The sequence below is a fragment of the Streptomyces sp. NBC_00203 genome, from assembly GCF_045206325.1.
In the GTDB taxonomy this organism is placed as follows: domain Bacteria; phylum Actinomycetota; class Actinomycetes; order Streptomycetales; family Streptomycetaceae; genus Streptomyces; species Streptomyces lutosisoli.
The window spans coordinates 7,441,345-7,459,444 of sequence record NZ_CP108126.1; the positions used below are offsets into that span (position 1 = coordinate 7,441,345).

Below are 18,100 nucleotides of genomic sequence, written 5' to 3' on the forward strand. Positions count from 1 at the left end.
ATGGCTTACCTCGACCACGCCGCGACCACCCCCATGCTCCCCGAGGCGGTAGAGGCACTGACCGCCCAGCTGAGCATCACGGGCAACGCCTCCTCCCTCCACGCCGCCGGCCGCCGGGCCAGGCGGACGGTCGAGGAGGCCCGCGAAACCCTCGCGGACGCCCTCGGCGCACGCCCCAGCGAGGTGGTCTTCACCTCCGGCGGCACCGAGGCCGACAACCTCGCGGTGAAGGGCCTGTACTGGTCCCGCAGAGACGCCGACCCGGCCCGCACCCGCGTCCTCGCGAGCCCCGTCGAGCACCACGCCGTCCTCGACGCCGTGCACTGGCTCGGTGAACACGAGGGCGCCACCGTCGAGTACCTGCCCGTCGACTCCTGCGGCCGCGTCCACCCGGACGCCCTGCGCGAGGCCATCGCCCGCAACCCCGACGACGTCGCCCTCGCCACGGTCATGTGGGCCAACAACGAGATCGGCACACTCATGCCGGTCCGTGAACTGGCCGACGTCGCCGCCGAGTCCGGCATCCCGCTGCACGCCGACGCCGTCCAGGCCTTCGGCCAGGTCCCCGTCGACTTCGCCGCCTCGGGTCTCGCCGCGATGACCGTCTCGGGCCACAAGATCGGCGGCCCGTACGGCATCGGCGCGCTGTTGCTGGGCCGCGAGTACAGCCCCGTACCCGTCCTGCACGGCGGCGGCCAGGAGCGCCATGTCCGCTCCGGCACGCTCGACGTCCCGGCCATCGCCTCCTTCGCGGTCGCGGGTCGTCTCGCCGCCGAGCAGCGCGAGTGGTTCGCCCGTGAGATCGGCGCCCTGCGCGACGACCTGGTCGCGGCCGTGCGCAAGGCCGTGCCCGACGCGATCCTCGGCGGCGACCCGGCCGGCGCGGGCCGCCTGCCCGCCAACGCCCACTTCACGTTCCCGGGCTGCGAGGGCGACTCCCTGCTGCTCCTGCTGGACGCCCAGGGCATCGAGTGCTCCACGGGCTCCGCGTGCACGGCGGGCGTGGCCCAGCCCAGCCACGTCCTCCTCGCCACCGGCACCGACCCCGACCTCGCCCGCGGCACCCTCCGCTTCTCCCTCGGCCACACCTCCACGGAGGCGGACGTCGAGGCGGTGGCGAAGGCGATCGGCCCGGCGGTGGAGCGGGCGCGCACGGCGGGACTGACGTAGCGCCGCAGTCGGGGCTCTAGTGTCGACACTCTGCCCTTATCTAGGGGTCCCCTTTGAATAGGGAGGCCAACTGTCGACAGTGGATGTCCGTTGGTGCACACTGCGGGCTGTGCGGGAAATCCGTACAGCACCGTTCCTGCCGACGGAGGGCCGCCGCATGACCGTCGCGCCACCGCGCGAACGCCTGCTCACCCGGCGGAAGTTGTCCGAGCGGACCCCCAGCGTCATCGCGGCCGACCACCGGCGCCGCCCTCGACGCGGCTGCCGCCGGCACTTCCACTGCCGGCGGCAGCCGTCCCGTGAGGCCGGGCCGTCCGTCCGTGACCCTCTAGTCGTCCGCCACCAGCTAGCTGTCCGTCACCATGAGGGCGGCCATCATGCCCTCGTCCTCGTGCTGGAGCAGATGGCAGTGGAGCATGTACATGTACGTGTCGTCGGTGAAGTCGGTGAACTTCATCGCGATCTTGATGGAGCCGCCGCCGACCACCTCGAAGGTGTCGAACCAGCCGAGGTCGACGCCGGTGGGTTCCTCACCGTTGATCGCGATCAGCTGGAACGGCACGTCGTGCAGATGGAAGGAGTGTTCCAGCTGCGTGCTGTTGGTGATCGTCCAGACCTCCTCGGCGTCCAGCGTGGTGCTGATCATCGCCATCGAGGACATGCTGGTGCCCACGGAGCCGTTGATCGTCATGGCGCCGCCCGTGCCCTGGCCGAGGGTGATCGTCCGCGCGGTGAAGTCGCTCGTGTCGTACCGGGTGATGGTGTTGAGCGTGCTCGGCAGGTCGTCGGGTGTGTCGGAGGCCTCCGGGGTCACGGTCAGGAAGTCGTATGTGCCGCTTCCGCCGCGGATCCAGCCGGTGGTGACGACGGCCTGAAGCGTGACCGCGTCCTCGAGGTCGAGGACGAACTCGGCGCGGGCGCCCGCCACCAGCCGGATGGTGGTCACCTCGGTGGCCTCGGCGAGGTAGCCCTGGTCGGTGGCGATCTGGGTCAGCGTGCCGCCGTCGCCGCGCTGGACGGTCATGATGTCGGCCGGCGAGGCGTTGAGGACACGGAACCGGGTGCGGGTCTTGGTGGCGGTGAAACCGAGGGTGGTCGAGTCGACGTTGGTGCCGTTGCACAGCACCGGATAACTGAGGCCGGAGCTGAGATAGCCCGTGACGTCGTACTTGATGTCGCCGCTGCTGTCGGACGCCAGACACTGCAGGATGATCGGGATGTCGTCGATGCCGTACTCGCTCGGCAGCGCGGCCGAGGTGTCCGAGTCGTCCTCGACGATGATCATCCCGGCCAGTCCGTGCACGACCTGCTCGGCCGTGGTGCCCAGGGCGTGCGGGTGGTACCAGAGGGTCTTGGCCTCGTCCTTGACCTCGAAGGTGGGGGACCAGGTCACGCCGTCGGCGAAGGCGTTCTGCGGGCCGCCGTCCATCTCGGCCGGGATATGGGCGCCGTGGAAGTGGACGGTGGTGTCGTCGCCCAGGGAGTTGGTGATGTTCAGCAGGACCGTGTCGCCGCTGGTCCACTTCATGGTCGGGCCGAGGAACGACTGGTTGTAGCCGGCCGTCGTACTGGTGACGCCGCTGATCACCTCGCTCGTGCCGGTCTGCGCCGTGAGGGTGTAGGTGGTGGTGCTGTCGGACGTGGTGCCCTCCAGCAGGTCCGGGATGGTCAGGGTGCCGTCCGCGGCGGCGGCCTTGTTGCTGTTGCCGCCGGTCAGCAGGGAGAACGCCGCTCCCGCCGCGCCGACGGCCCCCAGTCCGACCCCGGCCATCCCGCCGAGGAACTTCCGCCGGTGCAGGCCTTTGCCGCCCCGGCCCTTGGTCCCCTTGGTGTGCTCGCCCTTGTCGCCCCGGCCGCTTCTCGCGTGGGGGCCCTTGCTCTGCTGTCCCGCGTCGGAAGCGGGATCTGTGGTGTGGGTCATGGCCGTGGAGCCTTGGCCTAAGGGCTATGTAAAGACTGAGGCGAAGTTAGGAGCGAGCCGGGGAGGCTATGGAGGGGCCATGGATGGCCTCAGCCGCCAACTCCCTTGAATAAAAGCCAAGTTGGCGTGCCGCAGGTCACGTGTGGGGTGAGGGGCGGATCGGGTGGGAGGTCCTCATCAATTGTTCACGATATTGAGAACATGTGATCTACGTCACAGGGTCTTTTGCTGACGCGATGGGCCCGACCTCGTCGTATCGCTAGGCGGAAGCGGTGCCCGCCTTCCGCACGAGCCGCATGTACCGGTCCCAGTCCCAGTACCGCCCGGGATCAGTGTGGTCCGTGCCCGGCACCTCCACGTGCCCGATGATGTGATCGCGGTCGACGGGGATGTCGTACCGCCCGCATATCCCGGCCGTCAGCCGCGCCGAGGCCTCGTACATCGCGTCCGTGAACGACGAGGCGCGCTCCACGAAGCCCTCGTGCTCGATGCCGACGCTCCGTTCGTTGTACTCCCGGTTCCCCGCGTGGAACGCCACGTCCAGCTCGCGGATCATCTGCGTGATGTGCCCGTCCTTGCGGACGACGTAGTGGGCGGCGGCGCCGTGCCCCGGGTCCTGGAAGACCTTCACCGCGCTCCTGAAGCTGCCCTGGGTGACATGGATGATCACTCGGTCTATGCCGTAGTCGTCGGGCCGGTCCGCGCGCCGCCAGTTCGCCGCGGACGCCGCCACCCACTGGGCGCCCCGGAAGTCGACCGCACCCGCCACCCGGGGCTTCTCCACGCCCGGCAGCCTCCACCACAGGTGGCCCAGCTTGTCCCGTGCCAGGGCGGCCGTGCCCAGGGCCGCCGCCGCACCGCCGATGAGCAGCGTCCGGCGCCCCACCCGCCGGTCCGCGTCCTTGGCGCCGGCCTTGCCCTTGCGGCTCTGCGGCTTCCCCTGCTTCCCCTTTTTCTCCCCCATGCGATCTTCAACGGATACTCGCGGGCTCCGGTTCCCGCCGCCCCGTACCCTGGAGGGGTTATGACTGACACCTCGCAGCGCCCCCTCCGCGTCCTTGCCGCCATGTCGGGCGGAGTCGACTCCGCCGTAGCCGCCGCCCGCGCGGCGGAAGCAGGCCACGACGTGACCGGCGTACACCTCGCCCTCTCGGCGAACCCGCAGTCGTTCCGGACCGGCGCGCGCGGCTGTTGCACCATCGAGGACTCGCGCGATGCCCGCCGCGCGGCGGACGTCATCGGCATCCCCTTCTACGTGTGGGACCTCGCCGAGCGCTTCCGCGAGGACGTGGTCGAGGACTTCATCGCCGAGTACGAGGCCGGGCGCACCCCGAATCCGTGCCTGCGCTGCAACGAGAAGATCAAGTTCGCGGCCCTGCTCGACAAGGCGCTCGCGCTCGGCTTCGACGCGGTCTGCACGGGCCACTACGCCAAGGTGATCGTGAACGACGCCGGCACGCGCGAACTGCACCGCGCGTCCGACATGGCCAAGGACCAGTCGTACGTCCTCGGGGTCCTCGACGACCGCCAGCTCGCCCACGCGCTGTTCCCGCTCGGCGACACGGTCACCACGAAGGACGAGATCCGCGCCGAGGCCGAGCGCCGGGGCCTGGCCGTCGCCAAGAAGCCCGACTCGCACGACATCTGCTTCATCGCGGACGGCGACACCCAGGGCTTCCTCGCGAACCGCCTCGGCAAGTCCGAGGGCGACATCGTCGACGAGTCCGGCGCGAAGCTGGGCACCCACGAGGGCGCGTTCGGCTTCACCATCGGCCAGCGCAAGGGTCTGCGCATCGGCACCCCGGCCGACGACGGCAAGCCGCGCTACGTCCTGGACATCTCGCCGGTGAACAACACGGTGACGGTGGGCCCGGCGGCGTCCCTCGACGTGAACGGACTGAGGGCCATCAAGCCCCGCTGGTGCGGCGCCGCCCCGACCGGTCCGGGCACGTACACCGCCCAGCTCCGCGCCCACGGCGGCGAGACGACGGTCACCGCCGAACTCGTCGACGGCGGGCTGGAGGTCGCGTTCACCGAGCCGGTCCGCGGGGTCGCGCCCGGCCAGGCGATCGTCCTGTACGACGGCACGCGCGTGGTGGGCTCGGCGACGATCGCGACGACCACGCGCGCGACGGCCACCGTCTGACCGGCCCCGCCGCCGGCCGGTCGGCAGGCGGAGACCGGCGCAGCTCCCTCTAGCCGCCCAGAGTGGTCCCCGAGAAGAACTCCGTCAGGAGAGGGGCCAGTACCTGGGGGTCCACCATGTGGGTCTGGCCGTCCAGCGTGCGATACGTCCCGTCGGGCGCCGTGTCCGCGACGGTCCGGGCAGCCTCACGCATCCACTCGGGGCTCGCCCCGCCGGCGACGGCCAGTACGGGCACGGTGAGCGAGGCCAGACGGTCGCGGGGCACCAGGCCGTCGCCCATCGCCGCGTTGTCGTACGCCAGCGTGGGCGCGATCGCCTCCATACCCGGCCACGCGGGGGACCGGCGGGCGCCCGCGATCATCTCCGGGGGAGTGCCGGCGAGCGCCATGAACAGCTCGACGGCGTCCCCGTGCCGGTCCTGGCCCAGGAGCTCGGTCAGCCGCTCCGTGTACTCCCGGCGCTCCTTGCCGCCGCCCTCGTACACGGCGAACGGCGTCTCGTAGACGGCGACCCTGCCGACCGGCAGCCCACTGGCCGCCGCCTCCAGGACCAGCGCGCCGCCCGACGAGATGCCGTAGAGCGCCGCGCTGCCCCCGGACGCCTCGATCAGGGCGGCGATGTCCTCGACCTCGCGGGCCACCGCGAAGGGCGCGGTGTCGCCGCTGCCGCCGCGGCCCCGGCGGTCGTACGTGAGGGCGCCGAAGCGGTCGGAGAGGGCCGACGCCAGGGGCGCCAGTGTGGCGCCCGTGCACATGGCGCCACCGACCAGGACGACCGCCGGGCCGTCACCGTAGCGTTCGTACGCGATGGGGGTGCCGTCGCGCGAGATGGTCTTCTTGTCCATGCCAGTGGAGACCGCCGGCGGACCCGGAACTCATCGGGTCACCCCACTTCTACTTCGTAGAAGCAGAGGTGGTCCTTGATCGGGGAGACGTCGGGTTTGGGGTCGGGGTACGACCAGACCAGGTCGGCCGCGTCCGGGAGCGACCAGTAGGACGCGGTGCCCTTGAAGGGGCAGTGGGTGTGGGTGTCGGAGGGCGTCAGCAGGTCCAGACGGACGTCCTCGGCCGGGAGGTAGTAGCGCACGGGACAGCCGGTCTCGCGCAGCACCAGGGGGCGGTCGCTCTCCGCCAGCACCTGGCCGCCGTGCACTACGCGTATGTGCTCAGTGCCCTGCTCGATGGTGATCGTGTGTCCTTCAGCCATACCTGAAAAAGCGCTCGCGGGGCCCTGGTTCTTCCCGCGTACGGTGGCGGCATGAATATCTGCGTCTTCCTCTCTGCCGCCGACCTCGACGACCGCTACACGCGCCCCGCGCGGGAGTTCGCGAAGCTGATCGGGAAGGGCGGCCACACGCTCGTATGGGGCGGTTCGGACGTCGGTCTGATGAAGGTGGTCGCCGATGGTGTGCAAGAGGCCGGCGGGCGTCTCCTGGGCGTCTCCGTGGACTTCCTGGCGGCCAAGGCCCGCGCGGGCGCCGACGAGATGGTGATCGCCCGGGACCTCGCCGAGCGCAAGGCGCTGCTCCTGGAGAAGGCCGACGCGGTGGTGGTCATGGTCGGTGGAACGGGGACGCTCGACGAGGCGACCGAGATCCTGGAGCTGAAGAAGCACGGGAAGACGGACAAGCCGGTGGTGCTGCTCAACACGGCAGGCTTCTACGACGGCCTGAAGGAGCAGTTCCGGCGTATGGAGGACGAGGGTTTCCTGCCGCGCCCGCTCGCCGACCTGGTGTTCTTCGCGGAGGAGCCGGTGGGCGCGCTGGCCTACCTGGAGGAGAGCCACGGCACCCGGTGATGCGAGCATGGCGGGCATGGCTACACATGTGATCACCGGGGCGGGCTCCGGCATCGGCGCGGCCGTCGCCCGCCGCCTCCACGCGCGCGGGGACGAACTCGTGCTGCACGCGCGCGACGCCGGCCGCGCCAAGGAACTGGCGGCCGAGTTCCCCGGAGCGAGGACCCTGGTCGGCGACCTGGCGGACCCCGACAAGCTCTCCTGGGCGTTCTCGCACCAGTCGCTGCCCGACCGGGTCGACTCCCTCCTGCACATCGCGGGCGTGGTCGACCTGGGCCCGGTCGGCGAGCTGACCCCCAAGGCCTGGCGCCACCAGCTCAACGTCAACCTGATCGCCCCCGCCGAGCTGACCCGCCACTTCCTGCCCCAACTCCGCCTCTCCCAGGGCCACGTGCTCTTCGTCAACTCCGGCGCCGGCCTCAACGCCCACGCCGACTGGTCCGCGTACGCGGCTTCCAAGCACGGCCTGAAGGCCCTCGCGGACTCCCTGCGCCACGAGGAACACACGAACGGCGTCCGCGTCACCTCCGTCTACCCCGGCCGCACCGCCAGCCCCATGCAGGCCAAGGTCCATCAGCAGGAGGGCAAGCAGTACGACGCCTCGAAGTGGATCGACCCGGAGTCGGTGGCGACCACGATCCTGATGGCCCTCGATCTGCCGCGTGACGCGGAGGTCAACGATCTGACGGTGCGACCGGGGCGCTGAGGTGCACCCCGGAGCGTTACGTACGCTTCCGGGGTGAGCGAAAACAGCGAGTTCAGGTTCGGTTCCGCCACCGGTGTCGGATCCATGCCCGGCGGTGACGCGCGGGAGGCCGCCAAGACGGTCGTGGGGTCCTGCGAGGACTTCCCGTTCCTCGCGGAGCTGCCCGCGCGGGGGCCCGGCGCCGACATGATCGGGCGGACCGCCGGGATGCTGGTCGAGCTGTACGCGCGCGTGGAGCCCAGCGGCTGGCGGCTCGGGGACCGGCCGGGGCGGGACACCAGGCGGGCCAGGTCGTGGCTCGGCGAAGACCTCGACGCGCTGGAGGAGTTCACGCAGGGGTACGAGGGTCCGCTCAAGGTGCAGGCCGTCGGTCCGTGGACCCTCGCCGCCGCGCTGGAGTTGAGGAACGGCGAGGTGGCCCTGGCCGACGCGGGCGCGTGCAGGGATCTCGCCGGATCGCTCGCAGAGGGACTGCGCCTGCATCTCGACGAGGTTCAGCGGCGCGTTCCCGGTGCGCAGGTCGTCCTCCAGCTCGACGAGCCCTCCCTCATCGCTGTGCTGCGCGGGCAGGTCAAGTCCGCCAGCGGCTACCGGACTCACCGCGCCGTGGACCGGCAGGTCGTCGAAGCCACGCTCCGCGAGGTCATCGGGGTTCACGACGGCGGCCCGGTCGTGGTCCACTCGTGCGCACCGGACGTACCGTTCGCCCTCCTGCGCCGGGCGGGCGCCGCGGCGATCTCGTTCGACTTCTCACTCCTCACCGAGCGTGACGACGACGCGATCGGGGAAGCCGTGGAAGGCGGTACGCGGCTCTTCGCCGGTGTCGTCCCCGGCGTGGACGGCCCGTTGTCAGACCCTGCCGGTAGCGTCATGGGTGTCAGGACGCTGTGGCGCAGGCTGGGGCTGCAACCGGGCCTTCTCGCGGAGGCCGTCACGGTCACTCCGTCGTGCGGACTCGCGGGGGCTTCCCCCGACTTCGCGCGCAAGGCACTCGCCCACTGCGTCCGGGCGGCGAGATCCCTCGCGGACAACCCTGAGTAACGGGAGGACAACACGGTGGCCGGCGAAAAGCACGCAGAGACCGCCTCAGCTTCGCAATCCGTACCCGCCGAGGCACGGGAGAAGCACGCGCAGCTCGCTGAGCAGATCGAGGAGCACCGCTTCCGGTACTACGTGAACGACGCTCCCGTCGTCAGCGACGCGGAGTTCGACAAGCTGCTGCGTTCCCTCGAAGCGCTCGAGGAGGAGCACCCCGAGCTGCGCACCCCCGACTCGCCGACCCAGAAGGTGGCGGGGGCGTACGAGACGGAGTTCACCTCCGTCCAGCACCGCGAGCGCATGCTCTCCCTCGACAACGCGTTCACCGACGAGCAGCTCGCCACCTGGGCCGAGCGCGTCGCCAAGGACGTGGGCACCTCCGACTACCACTTCCTGTGCGAGCTGAAGGTCGACGGCCTCGCGGTCAACCTCACCTACGAGCACGGCCGCCTCACCCGCGCGGCGACCCGCGGTGATGGCCGCACGGGTGAGGACATCACCCCCAATGTCCGTACGATCGCGGAGATTCCGGACCGCCTGAAGGGCGACCGTATCCCGGACCTCGTGGAGATCCGCGGCGAGGTCTACTTCCCGATGGAGAAGTTCGAGGAGCTCAACGCCCGCCTCGTGGCGGCCGGCGACAAGCCCTTCTCCAACCCGCGCAACGCGGCGGCGGGTTCGCTGCGCCAGAAGAACCCGCGCGTCACCGCGACCCGCCCGCTGCACATGGTCGTGCACGGCATCGGCGCCCGCGAGGGCTTCGACATCGACCGCCTCTCCCAGGCATACGACCTGCTGAGCGAGTGGGGCCTGCCGACCACGCAGTACGCCAAGGTGGTCGACGACCTCGACGGCGTACGGGAGTTCATCGCGTACTACGGGGAGAACCGGCACTCCGTGGAGCACGAGATCGACGGCGTGGTCGTCAAGCTCGACGAGATCCCTCTCCAGGGACGGCTCGGCTCCACCTCGCGCGCGCCGCGCTGGGCGATCGCCTGGAAGTACGCGCCCGAGGAGGTCAACACCAAGCTGATCAACATCCGCGTCGGCGTGGGACGCACGGGCCGCGTCACGCCGTACGCACAGGTCGAACCGGTCACGGTCGCCGGCTCGGAGGTCGAGTTCGCCACCCTGCACAACCAGGACGTGGTGAAGGCCAAGGGCGTCTTCATCGGTGACACGGTCGTGCTGCGCAAGGCTGGTGACGTCATCCCGGAGATCCTCGGCCCGGTCGTCGACCTGCGCGACGGCACCGAGCGGGAGTTCGTGATGCCCGCCGAGTGCCCCGAGTGCGGTACGGCGCTGCGGCCGATGAAGGAGGGCGACATCGACCTGCGCTGCCCGAACGCACGGACGTGCCCGGCCCAGTTGCGCGAGCGGCTCTTCTACCTCGCGGGCCGCAAGGCGCTGGACATCGACCACTTCGGGTACGTGGCGGCCGCGGCCCTCACCAAGCCGCTGGAGCCGGCCGAGCCACCGCTGGTGGACGAGGGTGATCTCTTCGACCTCACCATCGAGCGGCTGCTGCCCATCAAGGCGTACGTCCTCGATCAGGACAGCGGCCTGCCCAAGCGCGACCCGAAGACCGGCGAGGAGAAGATCGCCACGGTTTTCGCCAACCAGCAGGGCGAGCCGAAGAAGAACGCGCTTGCGATGCTGGACACCATCGCGGCCGCCAAGGACCGCCCGCTCGCCCGCATCCTGACGGGTCTGTCGATCCGTCATGTCGGGCCGGTCGCGGCGGAGGCGCTGGCGCGCGAGTTCCGCTCCATCGACCGGATCGAGCAGGCCACGGAGGAGGAGCTGACCGCGGTCGACGGTGTGGGCGGGATTGTCGCGAAAGCCCTGAAGGAATGGTTCGCCGAGGACTGGCACGGCGAGATCATCCGTAAGTGGCGGGCCGCCGGCGTTCGTATGCAGGACGAGGGCTCCGGCGAGGACGAGGGGCCGCGTCCGCTCGAAGGGCTCACGGTCGTCGTCACTGGCACGCTCGAACACCACACGCGGGATGGCGCGAAAGAGGCCCTGCAGAGCCGGGGAGCGAAAGTGACCGGTTCTGTTTCGAAGAAGACAGCTTTCGTTGTGGTGGGCGACAATCCTGGTTCGAAGTACGACAAGGCAATGCAGTTGAAGGTGCCGGTTCTGAACGAGGAGGGCTTCGCCGTCCTGCTCGAACAAGGGCCGGACGCGGCAGCGGAAGTCGCGCTTCCGATCGAGGAGTAGCGGTTGAAGGCCACCCGTTCGGCGCATATCAGATGCATACGGGTGGCCGGGTCGCATTCGGGCAACCGTCGACGACCGCTGCCCGTGGAAGCCTTCTGCGGCCTACTGTTGAGGTGTGCGCCTGCCGTGCCCAGCTGCGGCTGGGGCATCCCCTGCTCTTGAAGAGTCTGGGGAAAGGGTTTTCAGACGCGGCGCCGTTGGCAGTTGTCGCCGGCAACGGACCGCGTGGCGTGGGCACCGCCGGCTGTGAGAGGGACGGGAATGGAACCGACCGAGAGCGCCGCCCCTGACTCACGCCTGCGCCTGCGCCGGATGACCGGCACCTGGCTGGCCGGCCTGCGGACGGTGCGGACTTCGGAACACCCCGGCACGGGCGGACCGGGCTCCGCACCCCTCACGGCACCCACCGCTCCCGGCGTCGGCAGGCTCACCGCGGAGCGTGCCACCGGACCGACCGGCCACGACGCCGAACGGCACATGTCCTGGCCCGCGCTGCCCGCGGCGGTCGTCGCGGTCGCCGGGTTCGTCCTGGGCGCCGGCTTCTACCGGGCGTTCAGCGGCGACCACGCGCTCTTCCCGTCCGGCACCGTCGGCTGGTCGCTGGCCGTACTGACCGGCATCATCGTCGGCCACCTGGTCGCCCTCGGCCGGGCCCGCTGGTGGGGCGGCACCGGCTCCGGTGCGGCGCTCACCCTCTCGGTCCTGCTGCTGTACGGCTGGGTGCCCGCCGGCATGGTCAGCCTGACCGTCGTCGTCCTGGTCGGCATCGCGCGCCGCAACCGCTGGCGCCAAGGCCTGCTGCACGGCGCGGCCGACATCCTCGGCATCGGCGCCGGAGCGCTGGTCCTCGCCGTGTTCGGGCGGTTCCCCACCGTCGAGACGCCCTGGAACCCGGAGAGCTGGACGCTCTACGCCGCGCCCGAGGTGGCACTGGTCGCCGCCGCGTATCTCGCGGTCACCCGCGCCCTGCTCTGGTACCTGCACGCGCCACGCACCGGCGGCCTGCCCACCGTCGCCCGTACGGCGCTGGTCAGGCAGGGGCTCGTCGCGGTCGCACTGCTCGGTATCGCGCCACTGATCTGTGTGGTCGCCATCGCGCAGCCCATACTGCTGCCGCTGTTCTCCATCCCGCTGATCGCCCTCGACTCCACGCTGTGGATCGCCCGCGCACGGGCGGAGGAGCAGCTGCGCGATCCGCTGACCGGGCTGCCCAACCGGCAGTGGCTGCTGGAACGTACATGGACAGCTCTGGACGATGCCGAGCGCATCGGTGCGCGTTCTGCCCTGATATTGATAGATATGGACCGTTTCCGTTCCGTGAATGACACGTTGGGGCATCTCGCCGGGGACCGGCTGCTCCTTCAGATAGCCGACCGGCTGCGGCTGGCGCTGCCGCGCGGGGCGGAGGCCGCGCGGCTCGGCGGCGACGAGTTCGCCGTGTTACTGCCGGTCGCCGACTCCACGACGTCGGCCACGCGGGTCGCCCGCAATCTCGTCGCCGCGCTCGGCTCGCCGCTCGACCTCGACGGGCTCTCCCTCGTCCTGGAGGCCAGCGCCGGGCTCGCCGTCTTCCCCGACCACGCGCTGGACGCGGAGGGGCTGCTGCGGCGGGCGGACGTGGCGATGTACCAGGCGAAGCGGGACCGTACGGGGGTGGAGGTGTACGAGTCCAAGCGGGACTCCAACACCCCGGACCGGCTCGGTCTGCTCGGCGACCTGCGCCGGGCCCTCGACGCCGGCGACGTCGAACTGCACTACCAGCCGAAGGTCCGCTTCGACGGACAGGTGGCCGGACTCGAGGCACTGGTCCGCTGGGTGCATCCCGAGCGCGGGAAGGTACCGCCGGACGAGTTCATCGCCATCGCCGAGTCGTCCGGGCTGATGCCGCACCTCACCGAGTACGTGCTGGAGACGGCGCTCGGACAGGTCGCGCGCTGGCGGGCGCAGGGCCTGCACGTGCCGGTGGCCGTCAATGTCTCGCCGCGGGACGTCCACACGCCCGGGTTCGCCGGAGCGGTCGCGGCCCGTCTCGCCCGGCACGGGGTCCCTGCGGGGTCGTTGCAGCTGGAGATAACGGAACACGTACTCCTGGAGGACCCGCAGCGGGCCGCGGACACCCTGGCCGGGCTGACCGGGCACGGGGTGAAGATGTCGCTGGACGACTTCGGTACGGGGTACTCGTCGCTGGTGCACCTGCGCCGGTTGCCGGTGAGCGAGCTGAAGATCGACCGGTCGTTCGTCGCGCGGCTCGCCGTGGACAACGAGGACGCGGAGATCGTGCGCTGCACGGTCGATCTCGCGCACTCGCTGGGGCTGCTGGTCGTCGCGGAGGGTGTCGAGGACGACGAGACGTGGGAGCGGTTGCGGGACCTGGGGTGTGACGCTGTGCAGGGGTGGCTGGTGGCCGCCGCGATGCCGCCCGAGGAGGCCACGGCGTGGCTGCTGGCCCGTGGGTCCCGGGGGTGGCAGCGGCCGCGGGCCGCCTTGCCCGCCGCGGAGTAACTCTCGACGGTTCGCTGTCGGCCGCGGGTGCGTGGGGGTTCTGGCCTGTTCTCCCACCCGCGCACCGCCCATGACGGTCACCGGACAAGTCGAGCTCTCCCGCGGGGGTTCCTCACCGCGGGCGTCCGCACCTCGTTGGCTTCCTGCCCTCGTCAAGCGGTAGTGCCCCGTAGACGTTCGCGCCCGTGAGGGGCGGCGCCCCTTCAGGGGCGCGGGGAACTGCGCGGCCAGCCCCCACCGGCCCGCAGGTCCGGACGGTGGTGCAGACCCCCTGGGTTCGGAGGGTTCGGACGGTGGTGTGACCCCCTACGGAGAGCCGCCGACGGTGATGAACCCCCGCGGGAGACCCGCACCTTGGCAGCGAAGTGTCACGGGCGGTGCGCGGGTGGGAGACCCCCCGGATGAAACCCGGGCGCAGGCACCACCCCCGGCGCCATAGGATTGGGCCCAAACCACACACACTCACCCCAGAGGATCGCTGCATGCCTGGCATCACGCGCGAGGAGGTCGCCCACCTCGCACGGCTGGCGCGTCTGGAGCTGAAGGGCGAAGAGCTCGACCACTTCGCAGGCCAGCTCGACGACATCATCGGCGCGGTCGCCCGCGTCAGCGAGGTCGCCGACCAAGACGTACCGCCGACCTCTCATCCGCTGCCGCTGACGAACGTCATGCGCGCGGACGAGGTCCGTCCGTCGCTCACCCCCGAGCAGGCGCTCTCCGGCGCCCCGGCCCAGGAGCAGCAGCGTTTCAAGGTGCCGCAGATCCTGGGGGAGGACTAATCACCATGACGGACACCAACGTCAACATCATCAAGCTCACCGCGGCCGAGATCGCCGGCAAGATCGCCGCCGGCGAGCTCACCGCCGTCGAGGTCACCGAGGCCCACCTCGCCCGGATCGAGGCCGTCGACGAGAAGGTGCACGCCTTCCTGCACGTCGACCGTGAGGGCGCCCTCGCCCAGGCCCGCGCCGTCGACGCGAAGCGCGCCAAGGGCGAGAAGCTCGGCCCGCTCGCCGGTGTGCCTCTCGCGCTCAAGGACATCTTCACCACCGAGGGGATCCCGACCACCGTCGGTTCGAAGATCCTCGAAGGCTGGATCCCGCCGTACGACGCGACCCTCACCAAGAAGCTGAAGGCCGCCGACGTCGTCATCCTCGGCAAGACCAACATGGACGAGTTCGCCATGGGGTCCTCCACCGAGAACAGCGCGTACGGCCCGACCGGCAACCCCTGGGACCTGACGAAGATCCCCGGCGGCTCCGGTGGCGGATCGAGCGCGGCCCTCGCCTCCTTCCAGGCACCCCTCGCGATCGGCACCGACACGGGCGGCTCCATCCGCCAGCCCGCGTCCGTCACCGGCACGGTCGGCGTCAAGCCGACGTACGGCGCGGTCTCCCGTTTCGGCATGGTGGCGTTCTCGTCCTCCCTCGACCAGGGCGGCCCCTGCGCCCGTACGGTCCTGGACGCGGCCCTCCTGCACGAGGTCATCGCCGGGCACGACCCGCTCGACTCGACCTCCATCGACGCCCCGGTCCCGCCGGTCGTCGAGGCCGCCCGCAACGGCAGCGTGGCGGGCATGCGCGTCGGCGTCGTCAAGCAGTTCCGCGGCGAGGGCTACCAGGCCGGTGTGCTCCAGCGCTTCGACGAGTCGGTCGCGCTGCTCAAGGACCTCGGTGCCGAGATCGTCGAGCTGGACTGCCCGTCCTTCGACCTGGCGCTCTCCGCGTACTACCTGATCGCCCCGTCCGAGTGTTCGAGCAACCTCGCCCGCTTCGACGGCCTGCGCTACGGCCTGCGTACCGGCGACGACGGCACCCGCTCCGCCGAGGACGTCACCGCCCTCACCCGTGAGGAGGGCTTCGGCCCCGAGGTCAAGCGCCGCATCATGCTCGGCACGTACGCGCTCAGCTCCGGCTACTACGACGCGTACTACGGCTCGGCGCAGAAGGTCCGTACGCTCATCACGCGCGACTTCGAGAAGTCGTTCGAGAAGGTCGACGTCATCGTCTCGCCGACCACGCCGACCACCGCCTTCCCGATCGGCGAGCGCGCCGACGACCCGATGGCGATGTACCTCGCGGACCTGTGCACCATCCCCACCAACCTGGCCGGCAACTCCGCCATGTCGCTGCCCTGCGGTCTCGCGCCGGAGGACAACCTCCCGGTCGGTCTGCAGATCATCGCCCCGGCGCTGAAGGACGACCGGCTGTACAAGGTCGGCGCCGCCGTCGAGGCCGCCTTCGTGGAAAAGTGGGGGCACCCGCTGCTCGAGGAGGCTCCGTCGTTGTGAGTAAGGCACTGTCCAAGGCCAAGGGCTTCAAGAAGTCCAAGTCCGGTACGTACCTGTCCATCGCGACCACCGCGTTCGGGGCCGTCAGCGTCGCCAAGCAGGTCAAGAAGGCCCGCTTCGAACACGACACGCTGCGCCTCATCGACGCGGCCGTGTCCGCCGCCGCCATCGTCACCGGCCTCGCCATCCTCTACCGCGAGCTGAAGCGGTTGGGCGACGACGACGTCCTGCTGGGCTGAGAGGGAAGTTTTCACCGTGACCACCACGACCGACCTGGTGTCGTACGAGGACGCGCTGGCGTCGTACGACCCCGTCATGGGCCTCGAAGTCCACGTCGAACTCGGCACCAGGACCAAGATGTTCTGCGGGTGTTCGACCGAGCTGGGCGCCGAGCCCAACTCGCAGACCTGCCCGACCTGCCTCGGCATGCCCGGCGCACTCCCCGTCGTCAACGCGATCGGCATCGAGTCCGCCATCAAGATCGGTCTCGCGCTGCACTGCGAGATCGCCGAGTGGTGCCGCTTCGCCCGGAAGAACTACTTCTATCCGGACATGCCGAAGAACTTCCAGACCTCCCAGTACGACGAGCCGATCGCCTTCAACGGCTACCTCGACGTCCAGCTGGAGGACGGCGAGGTCTTCCGTGTGGAGATCGAGCGCGCCCACATGGAGGAGGACACCGGTAAGTCGCTGCACGTCGGCGGCGCCACCGGCCGTATCCACGGCGCGTCCCACTCGCTGCTCGACTACAACCGCGCGGGCATCCCGCTCATCGAGATCGTCACCAAGCCGATCGAGGGCGCGGGCGAGCGTGCTCCCGAGGTCGCCAAGGCGTACGTCGCCGAGCTGCGCGAGCTCATCAAGGCGCTCGGTGTCTCCGAGGCCCGCATGGAGCAGGGCCAGATGCGCTGCGACGTGAACCTGTCGCTGCGTCCGCACGGCCGCGAGAAGTTCGGCACGCGCTCCGAGACGAAGAACGTCAACTCGCTGCGTTCCGTGGAGCGTGCGGCCCGCTACGAGATCCAGCGCCACGCCGCGGTGCTGAACTCCGGCGGCACGATCATCCAGGAGACCCGCCACTTCCACGAGGACACCGGGTCCACGACCTCGGGCCGAGTGAAGGAGGAGGCCGAGGACTACCGGTACTTCCCGGAGCCCGACCTGGTCCCCGTCGCCCCGTCCCGTGAGTGGGTCGAGGAGCTGCGCGCCGGTCTGCCCGAGCAGCCGCTGGCCCGCCGCAACCGGCTGCGCGAGGAGTGGGGCGTCAATGCCCACGACATGCAGTCGATCCTCAACGCCGGTGCCATCGACCCGATCGTCGCCACGATCGAGGCCGGCGCGGACGCCGCGTCCGCCCGCAAGTGGTGGATGGGCGAACTGGCCCGTAGCGCCAACGAGTCGGGCAAGGCCCTGGAGGACCTGCCGATCACCGCGGCGCAGGTCGCCCGGGTCGCCGAGCTCGTCACCTCCGGCGATCTGAACGACAAGCTGGCCCGCCAGGTCATCGAAGGCGTTCTCGCGGGAGAAGGCACCCCGGACGAGGTCGTCGAGAAGCGCGGTCTGAAGGTCGTCTCGGACGAGGGCGCGCTGACCGCCGCCGTCGACGAGGCCATCGCCGGGAACCCGGGCATTGCCGACAAGATCCGCGGCGGCAAGGTCCAGGCCGTCGGCGCGCTCGTCGGTGCGGTCATGAAGGCCACCCGTGGCCAGGCCGACGCGGCCCGCGTCAAGGAGCTCATCCTGGAGAAGCTGGGCGTCAGCGAGGGCTGAGGTCACGGTTTTCCTACTCCCTAGGGGGATACATCGGTTGCGATGTATCCCCCTAGGTGCGTCAACAGCCGCACAGGAGTGCGCGATACGCTCCCGCGCCATGGGTGGAAGCACAGACTCCGAGACGCGCGACGCCGCAACGCAGGACTTTCAGACGCATGACGTGGAGGATCCGGCGCAGGAGGCGCGGCGGGCCCGCTGGACGGCGGTCGGGACGGGAGCGCTGCTGGCCGTCGTCGGCCTCGCGGCGTCGGCGCTGCGCTCCACCGGTTCCCTGACCGCGCTCATACCCGTCTCCTACGCCTCGGGGGCCGCCCTGTGCGCCGGAGCGTCGGTGCTCGGGTCCCGGGGGCGCACCAGGCGGGCCCTGTGGCTGATGGTCGCCGGAGTGATGGTCATGGCGATGGGCGACCAGTTCGACTGAGCGATACCGCGCGGGGCGACAGAGTTCACGGGAATGTCCTGTGAGTTGGGTCGCACGCATGTGAATAAGCCCATGAATGAGGCAAACGATCACTTCCGGCTGTAAGAGTGATG

At 70.4% G+C, this 18,100-nt stretch carries 16 protein-coding genes; 12 read left to right on the forward strand and 4 right to left on the reverse strand.

What is annotated here, in order from left to right; genetic code table 11:
* Positions 1-1,170 carry a cysteine desulfurase family protein gene (locus OG975_RS33345; protein ID WP_406333000.1) on the forward strand — a complete coding sequence of 390 codons (1,170 nt, stop codon included), beginning with the start codon at positions 1-3 and terminating at the stop codon, positions 1,168-1,170.
* Between the two features lie 346 nt (positions 1,171-1,516).
* Here the strand turns inward: OG975_RS33345 and OG975_RS33350 are convergent, their stop codons facing one another.
* Together OG975_RS33350 and OG975_RS33355 are read right to left on the reverse strand one after the other, a co-directional pair.
* Entirely contained in the window at positions 1,517-3,091 is a 1,575-nt protein-coding gene (locus tag OG975_RS33350) for a multicopper oxidase family protein (protein WP_406333001.1), read from the reverse strand.
* 259 nt (positions 3,092-3,350) lie between these two features.
* Complete coding sequence (locus tag OG975_RS33355) at positions 3,351-4,055, reverse strand: N-acetylmuramoyl-L-alanine amidase (protein WP_406333002.1); 705 nt, start codon at positions 4,053-4,055, stop codon at positions 3,351-3,353.
* 60 nt (positions 4,056-4,115) lie between these two features.
* Between OG975_RS33355 and mnmA the strand changes: the two genes are divergently transcribed.
* Positions 4,116-5,237, forward strand: coding sequence for a tRNA 2-thiouridine(34) synthase MnmA (gene mnmA, locus OG975_RS33360; protein ID WP_406333003.1), 1,122 nt, complete (start codon positions 4,116-4,118; stop codon positions 5,235-5,237).
* 49 nt (positions 5,238-5,286) lie between these two features.
* Here the strand turns inward: mnmA and OG975_RS33365 are convergent, their stop codons facing one another.
* A complete protein-coding gene (locus OG975_RS33365; RefSeq protein WP_406333004.1) occupies positions 5,287-6,081 on the reverse strand; it encodes an alpha/beta fold hydrolase in 795 nt (264 codons plus the stop codon).
* 38 nt (positions 6,082-6,119) lie between these two features.
* Positions 6,120-6,443 carry a DUF427 domain-containing protein gene (locus OG975_RS33370; RefSeq protein ID WP_369262426.1) on the reverse strand — a complete coding sequence of 108 codons (324 nt, stop codon included), beginning with the start codon at positions 6,441-6,443 and terminating at the stop codon, positions 6,120-6,122.
* Positions 6,444-6,494: 51 nt separating this feature from the next.
* On the opposite strand from OG975_RS33370, the gene OG975_RS33375 reads away from it, so the two are divergent.
* From OG975_RS33375 to OG975_RS33420, 10 genes are all read left to right on the forward strand, one after another.
* On the forward strand, positions 6,495-7,034 hold the full coding sequence (locus tag OG975_RS33375; protein WP_406333005.1) for a TIGR00730 family Rossman fold protein: 540 nt from the start codon (positions 6,495-6,497) through the stop codon (positions 7,032-7,034).
* A gap of 7 nt (positions 7,035-7,041) precedes the next feature.
* Positions 7,042-7,740: an SDR family oxidoreductase gene (locus tag OG975_RS33380; RefSeq protein WP_406333006.1), complete on the forward strand. Its 699-nt coding sequence runs from the start codon at positions 7,042-7,044 to the stop codon at positions 7,738-7,740.
* 33 nt (positions 7,741-7,773) lie between these two features.
* The gene (locus OG975_RS33385; protein WP_406333007.1) at positions 7,774-8,781 is read left to right on the forward strand and encodes a methionine synthase; all 1,008 of its coding nucleotides are present in this window, start codon (positions 7,774-7,776) and stop codon (positions 8,779-8,781) included.
* A 15-nt stretch (positions 8,782-8,796) separates the two neighbouring features.
* Positions 8,797-11,001, forward strand: a complete 2,205-nt coding sequence (gene ligA, locus OG975_RS33390; protein ID WP_406333008.1) for an NAD-dependent DNA ligase LigA — start codon at positions 8,797-8,799, stop codon at positions 10,999-11,001.
* A gap of 261 nt (positions 11,002-11,262) precedes the next feature.
* Positions 11,263-13,503 (forward strand): putative bifunctional diguanylate cyclase/phosphodiesterase, encoded by a 2,241-nt coding sequence (locus OG975_RS33395; protein ID WP_406333009.1) that lies wholly within the window; start codon positions 11,263-11,265, stop codon positions 13,501-13,503.
* Positions 13,504-13,985: 482 nt separating this feature from the next.
* Entirely contained in the window at positions 13,986-14,282 is a 297-nt protein-coding gene (gatC, locus tag OG975_RS33400; protein WP_015036350.1) for an Asp-tRNA(Asn)/Glu-tRNA(Gln) amidotransferase subunit GatC, read from the forward strand.
* A 5-nt stretch (positions 14,283-14,287) separates the two neighbouring features.
* A complete protein-coding gene (gatA, locus tag OG975_RS33405) occupies positions 14,288-15,793 on the forward strand; it encodes an Asp-tRNA(Asn)/Glu-tRNA(Gln) amidotransferase subunit GatA (protein ID WP_406333010.1) in 1,506 nt (501 codons plus the stop codon).
* The gene (locus OG975_RS33410; protein ID WP_330307470.1) at positions 15,790-16,032 is read left to right on the forward strand and encodes a hypothetical protein; all 243 of its coding nucleotides are present in this window, start codon (positions 15,790-15,792) and stop codon (positions 16,030-16,032) included. Before gatA ends, OG975_RS33410 begins: the two co-directional genes overlap by 4 nt.
* 16 nt (positions 16,033-16,048) lie before the next feature.
* Positions 16,049-17,563 (forward strand): Asp-tRNA(Asn)/Glu-tRNA(Gln) amidotransferase subunit GatB, encoded by a 1,515-nt coding sequence (gene gatB / locus OG975_RS33415; protein WP_406333011.1) that lies wholly within the window; start codon positions 16,049-16,051, stop codon positions 17,561-17,563.
* Between the two features lie 100 nt (positions 17,564-17,663).
* The gene (locus OG975_RS33420) at positions 17,664-17,987 is read left to right on the forward strand and encodes a hypothetical protein (RefSeq protein ID WP_406333012.1); all 324 of its coding nucleotides are present in this window, start codon (positions 17,664-17,666) and stop codon (positions 17,985-17,987) included.
* Positions 17,988-18,100: the final 113 nt, after the last annotated feature.

Coding starts and splice junctions, on each gene's coding strand:
- OG975_RS33345 (WP_406333000.1), top strand. CDS start 1: ATGGCTTACCTCGACCACGCCGCGACCACCCCCATGCTCCCCGAGGCG.
- OG975_RS33350 (WP_406333001.1), bottom strand. CDS start 3,091: ATGACCCACACCACAGATCCCGCTTCCGACGCGGGACAGCAGAGCAAG.
- OG975_RS33355 (WP_406333002.1), bottom strand. CDS start 4,055: ATGGGGGAGAAAAAGGGGAAGCAGGGGAAGCCGCAGAGCCGCAAGGGC.
- mnmA (WP_406333003.1), top strand. CDS start 4,116: ATGACTGACACCTCGCAGCGCCCCCTCCGCGTCCTTGCCGCCATGTCG.
- OG975_RS33365 (WP_406333004.1), bottom strand. CDS start 6,081: ATGGACAAGAAGACCATCTCGCGCGACGGCACCCCCATCGCGTACGAA.
- OG975_RS33370 (WP_369262426.1), bottom strand. CDS start 6,443: ATGGCTGAAGGACACACGATCACCATCGAGCAGGGCACTGAGCACATA.
- OG975_RS33375 (WP_406333005.1), top strand. CDS start 6,495: ATGAATATCTGCGTCTTCCTCTCTGCCGCCGACCTCGACGACCGCTAC.
- OG975_RS33380 (WP_406333006.1), top strand. CDS start 7,042: ATGGCGGGCATGGCTACACATGTGATCACCGGGGCGGGCTCCGGCATC.
- OG975_RS33395 (WP_406333009.1), top strand. CDS start 11,263: ATGGAACCGACCGAGAGCGCCGCCCCTGACTCACGCCTGCGCCTGCGC.
- gatC (WP_015036350.1), top strand. CDS start 13,986: ATGCCTGGCATCACGCGCGAGGAGGTCGCCCACCTCGCACGGCTGGCG.
- gatA (WP_406333010.1), top strand. CDS start 14,288: ATGACGGACACCAACGTCAACATCATCAAGCTCACCGCGGCCGAGATC.
- OG975_RS33420 (WP_406333012.1), top strand. CDS start 17,664: ATGGGTGGAAGCACAGACTCCGAGACGCGCGACGCCGCAACGCAGGAC.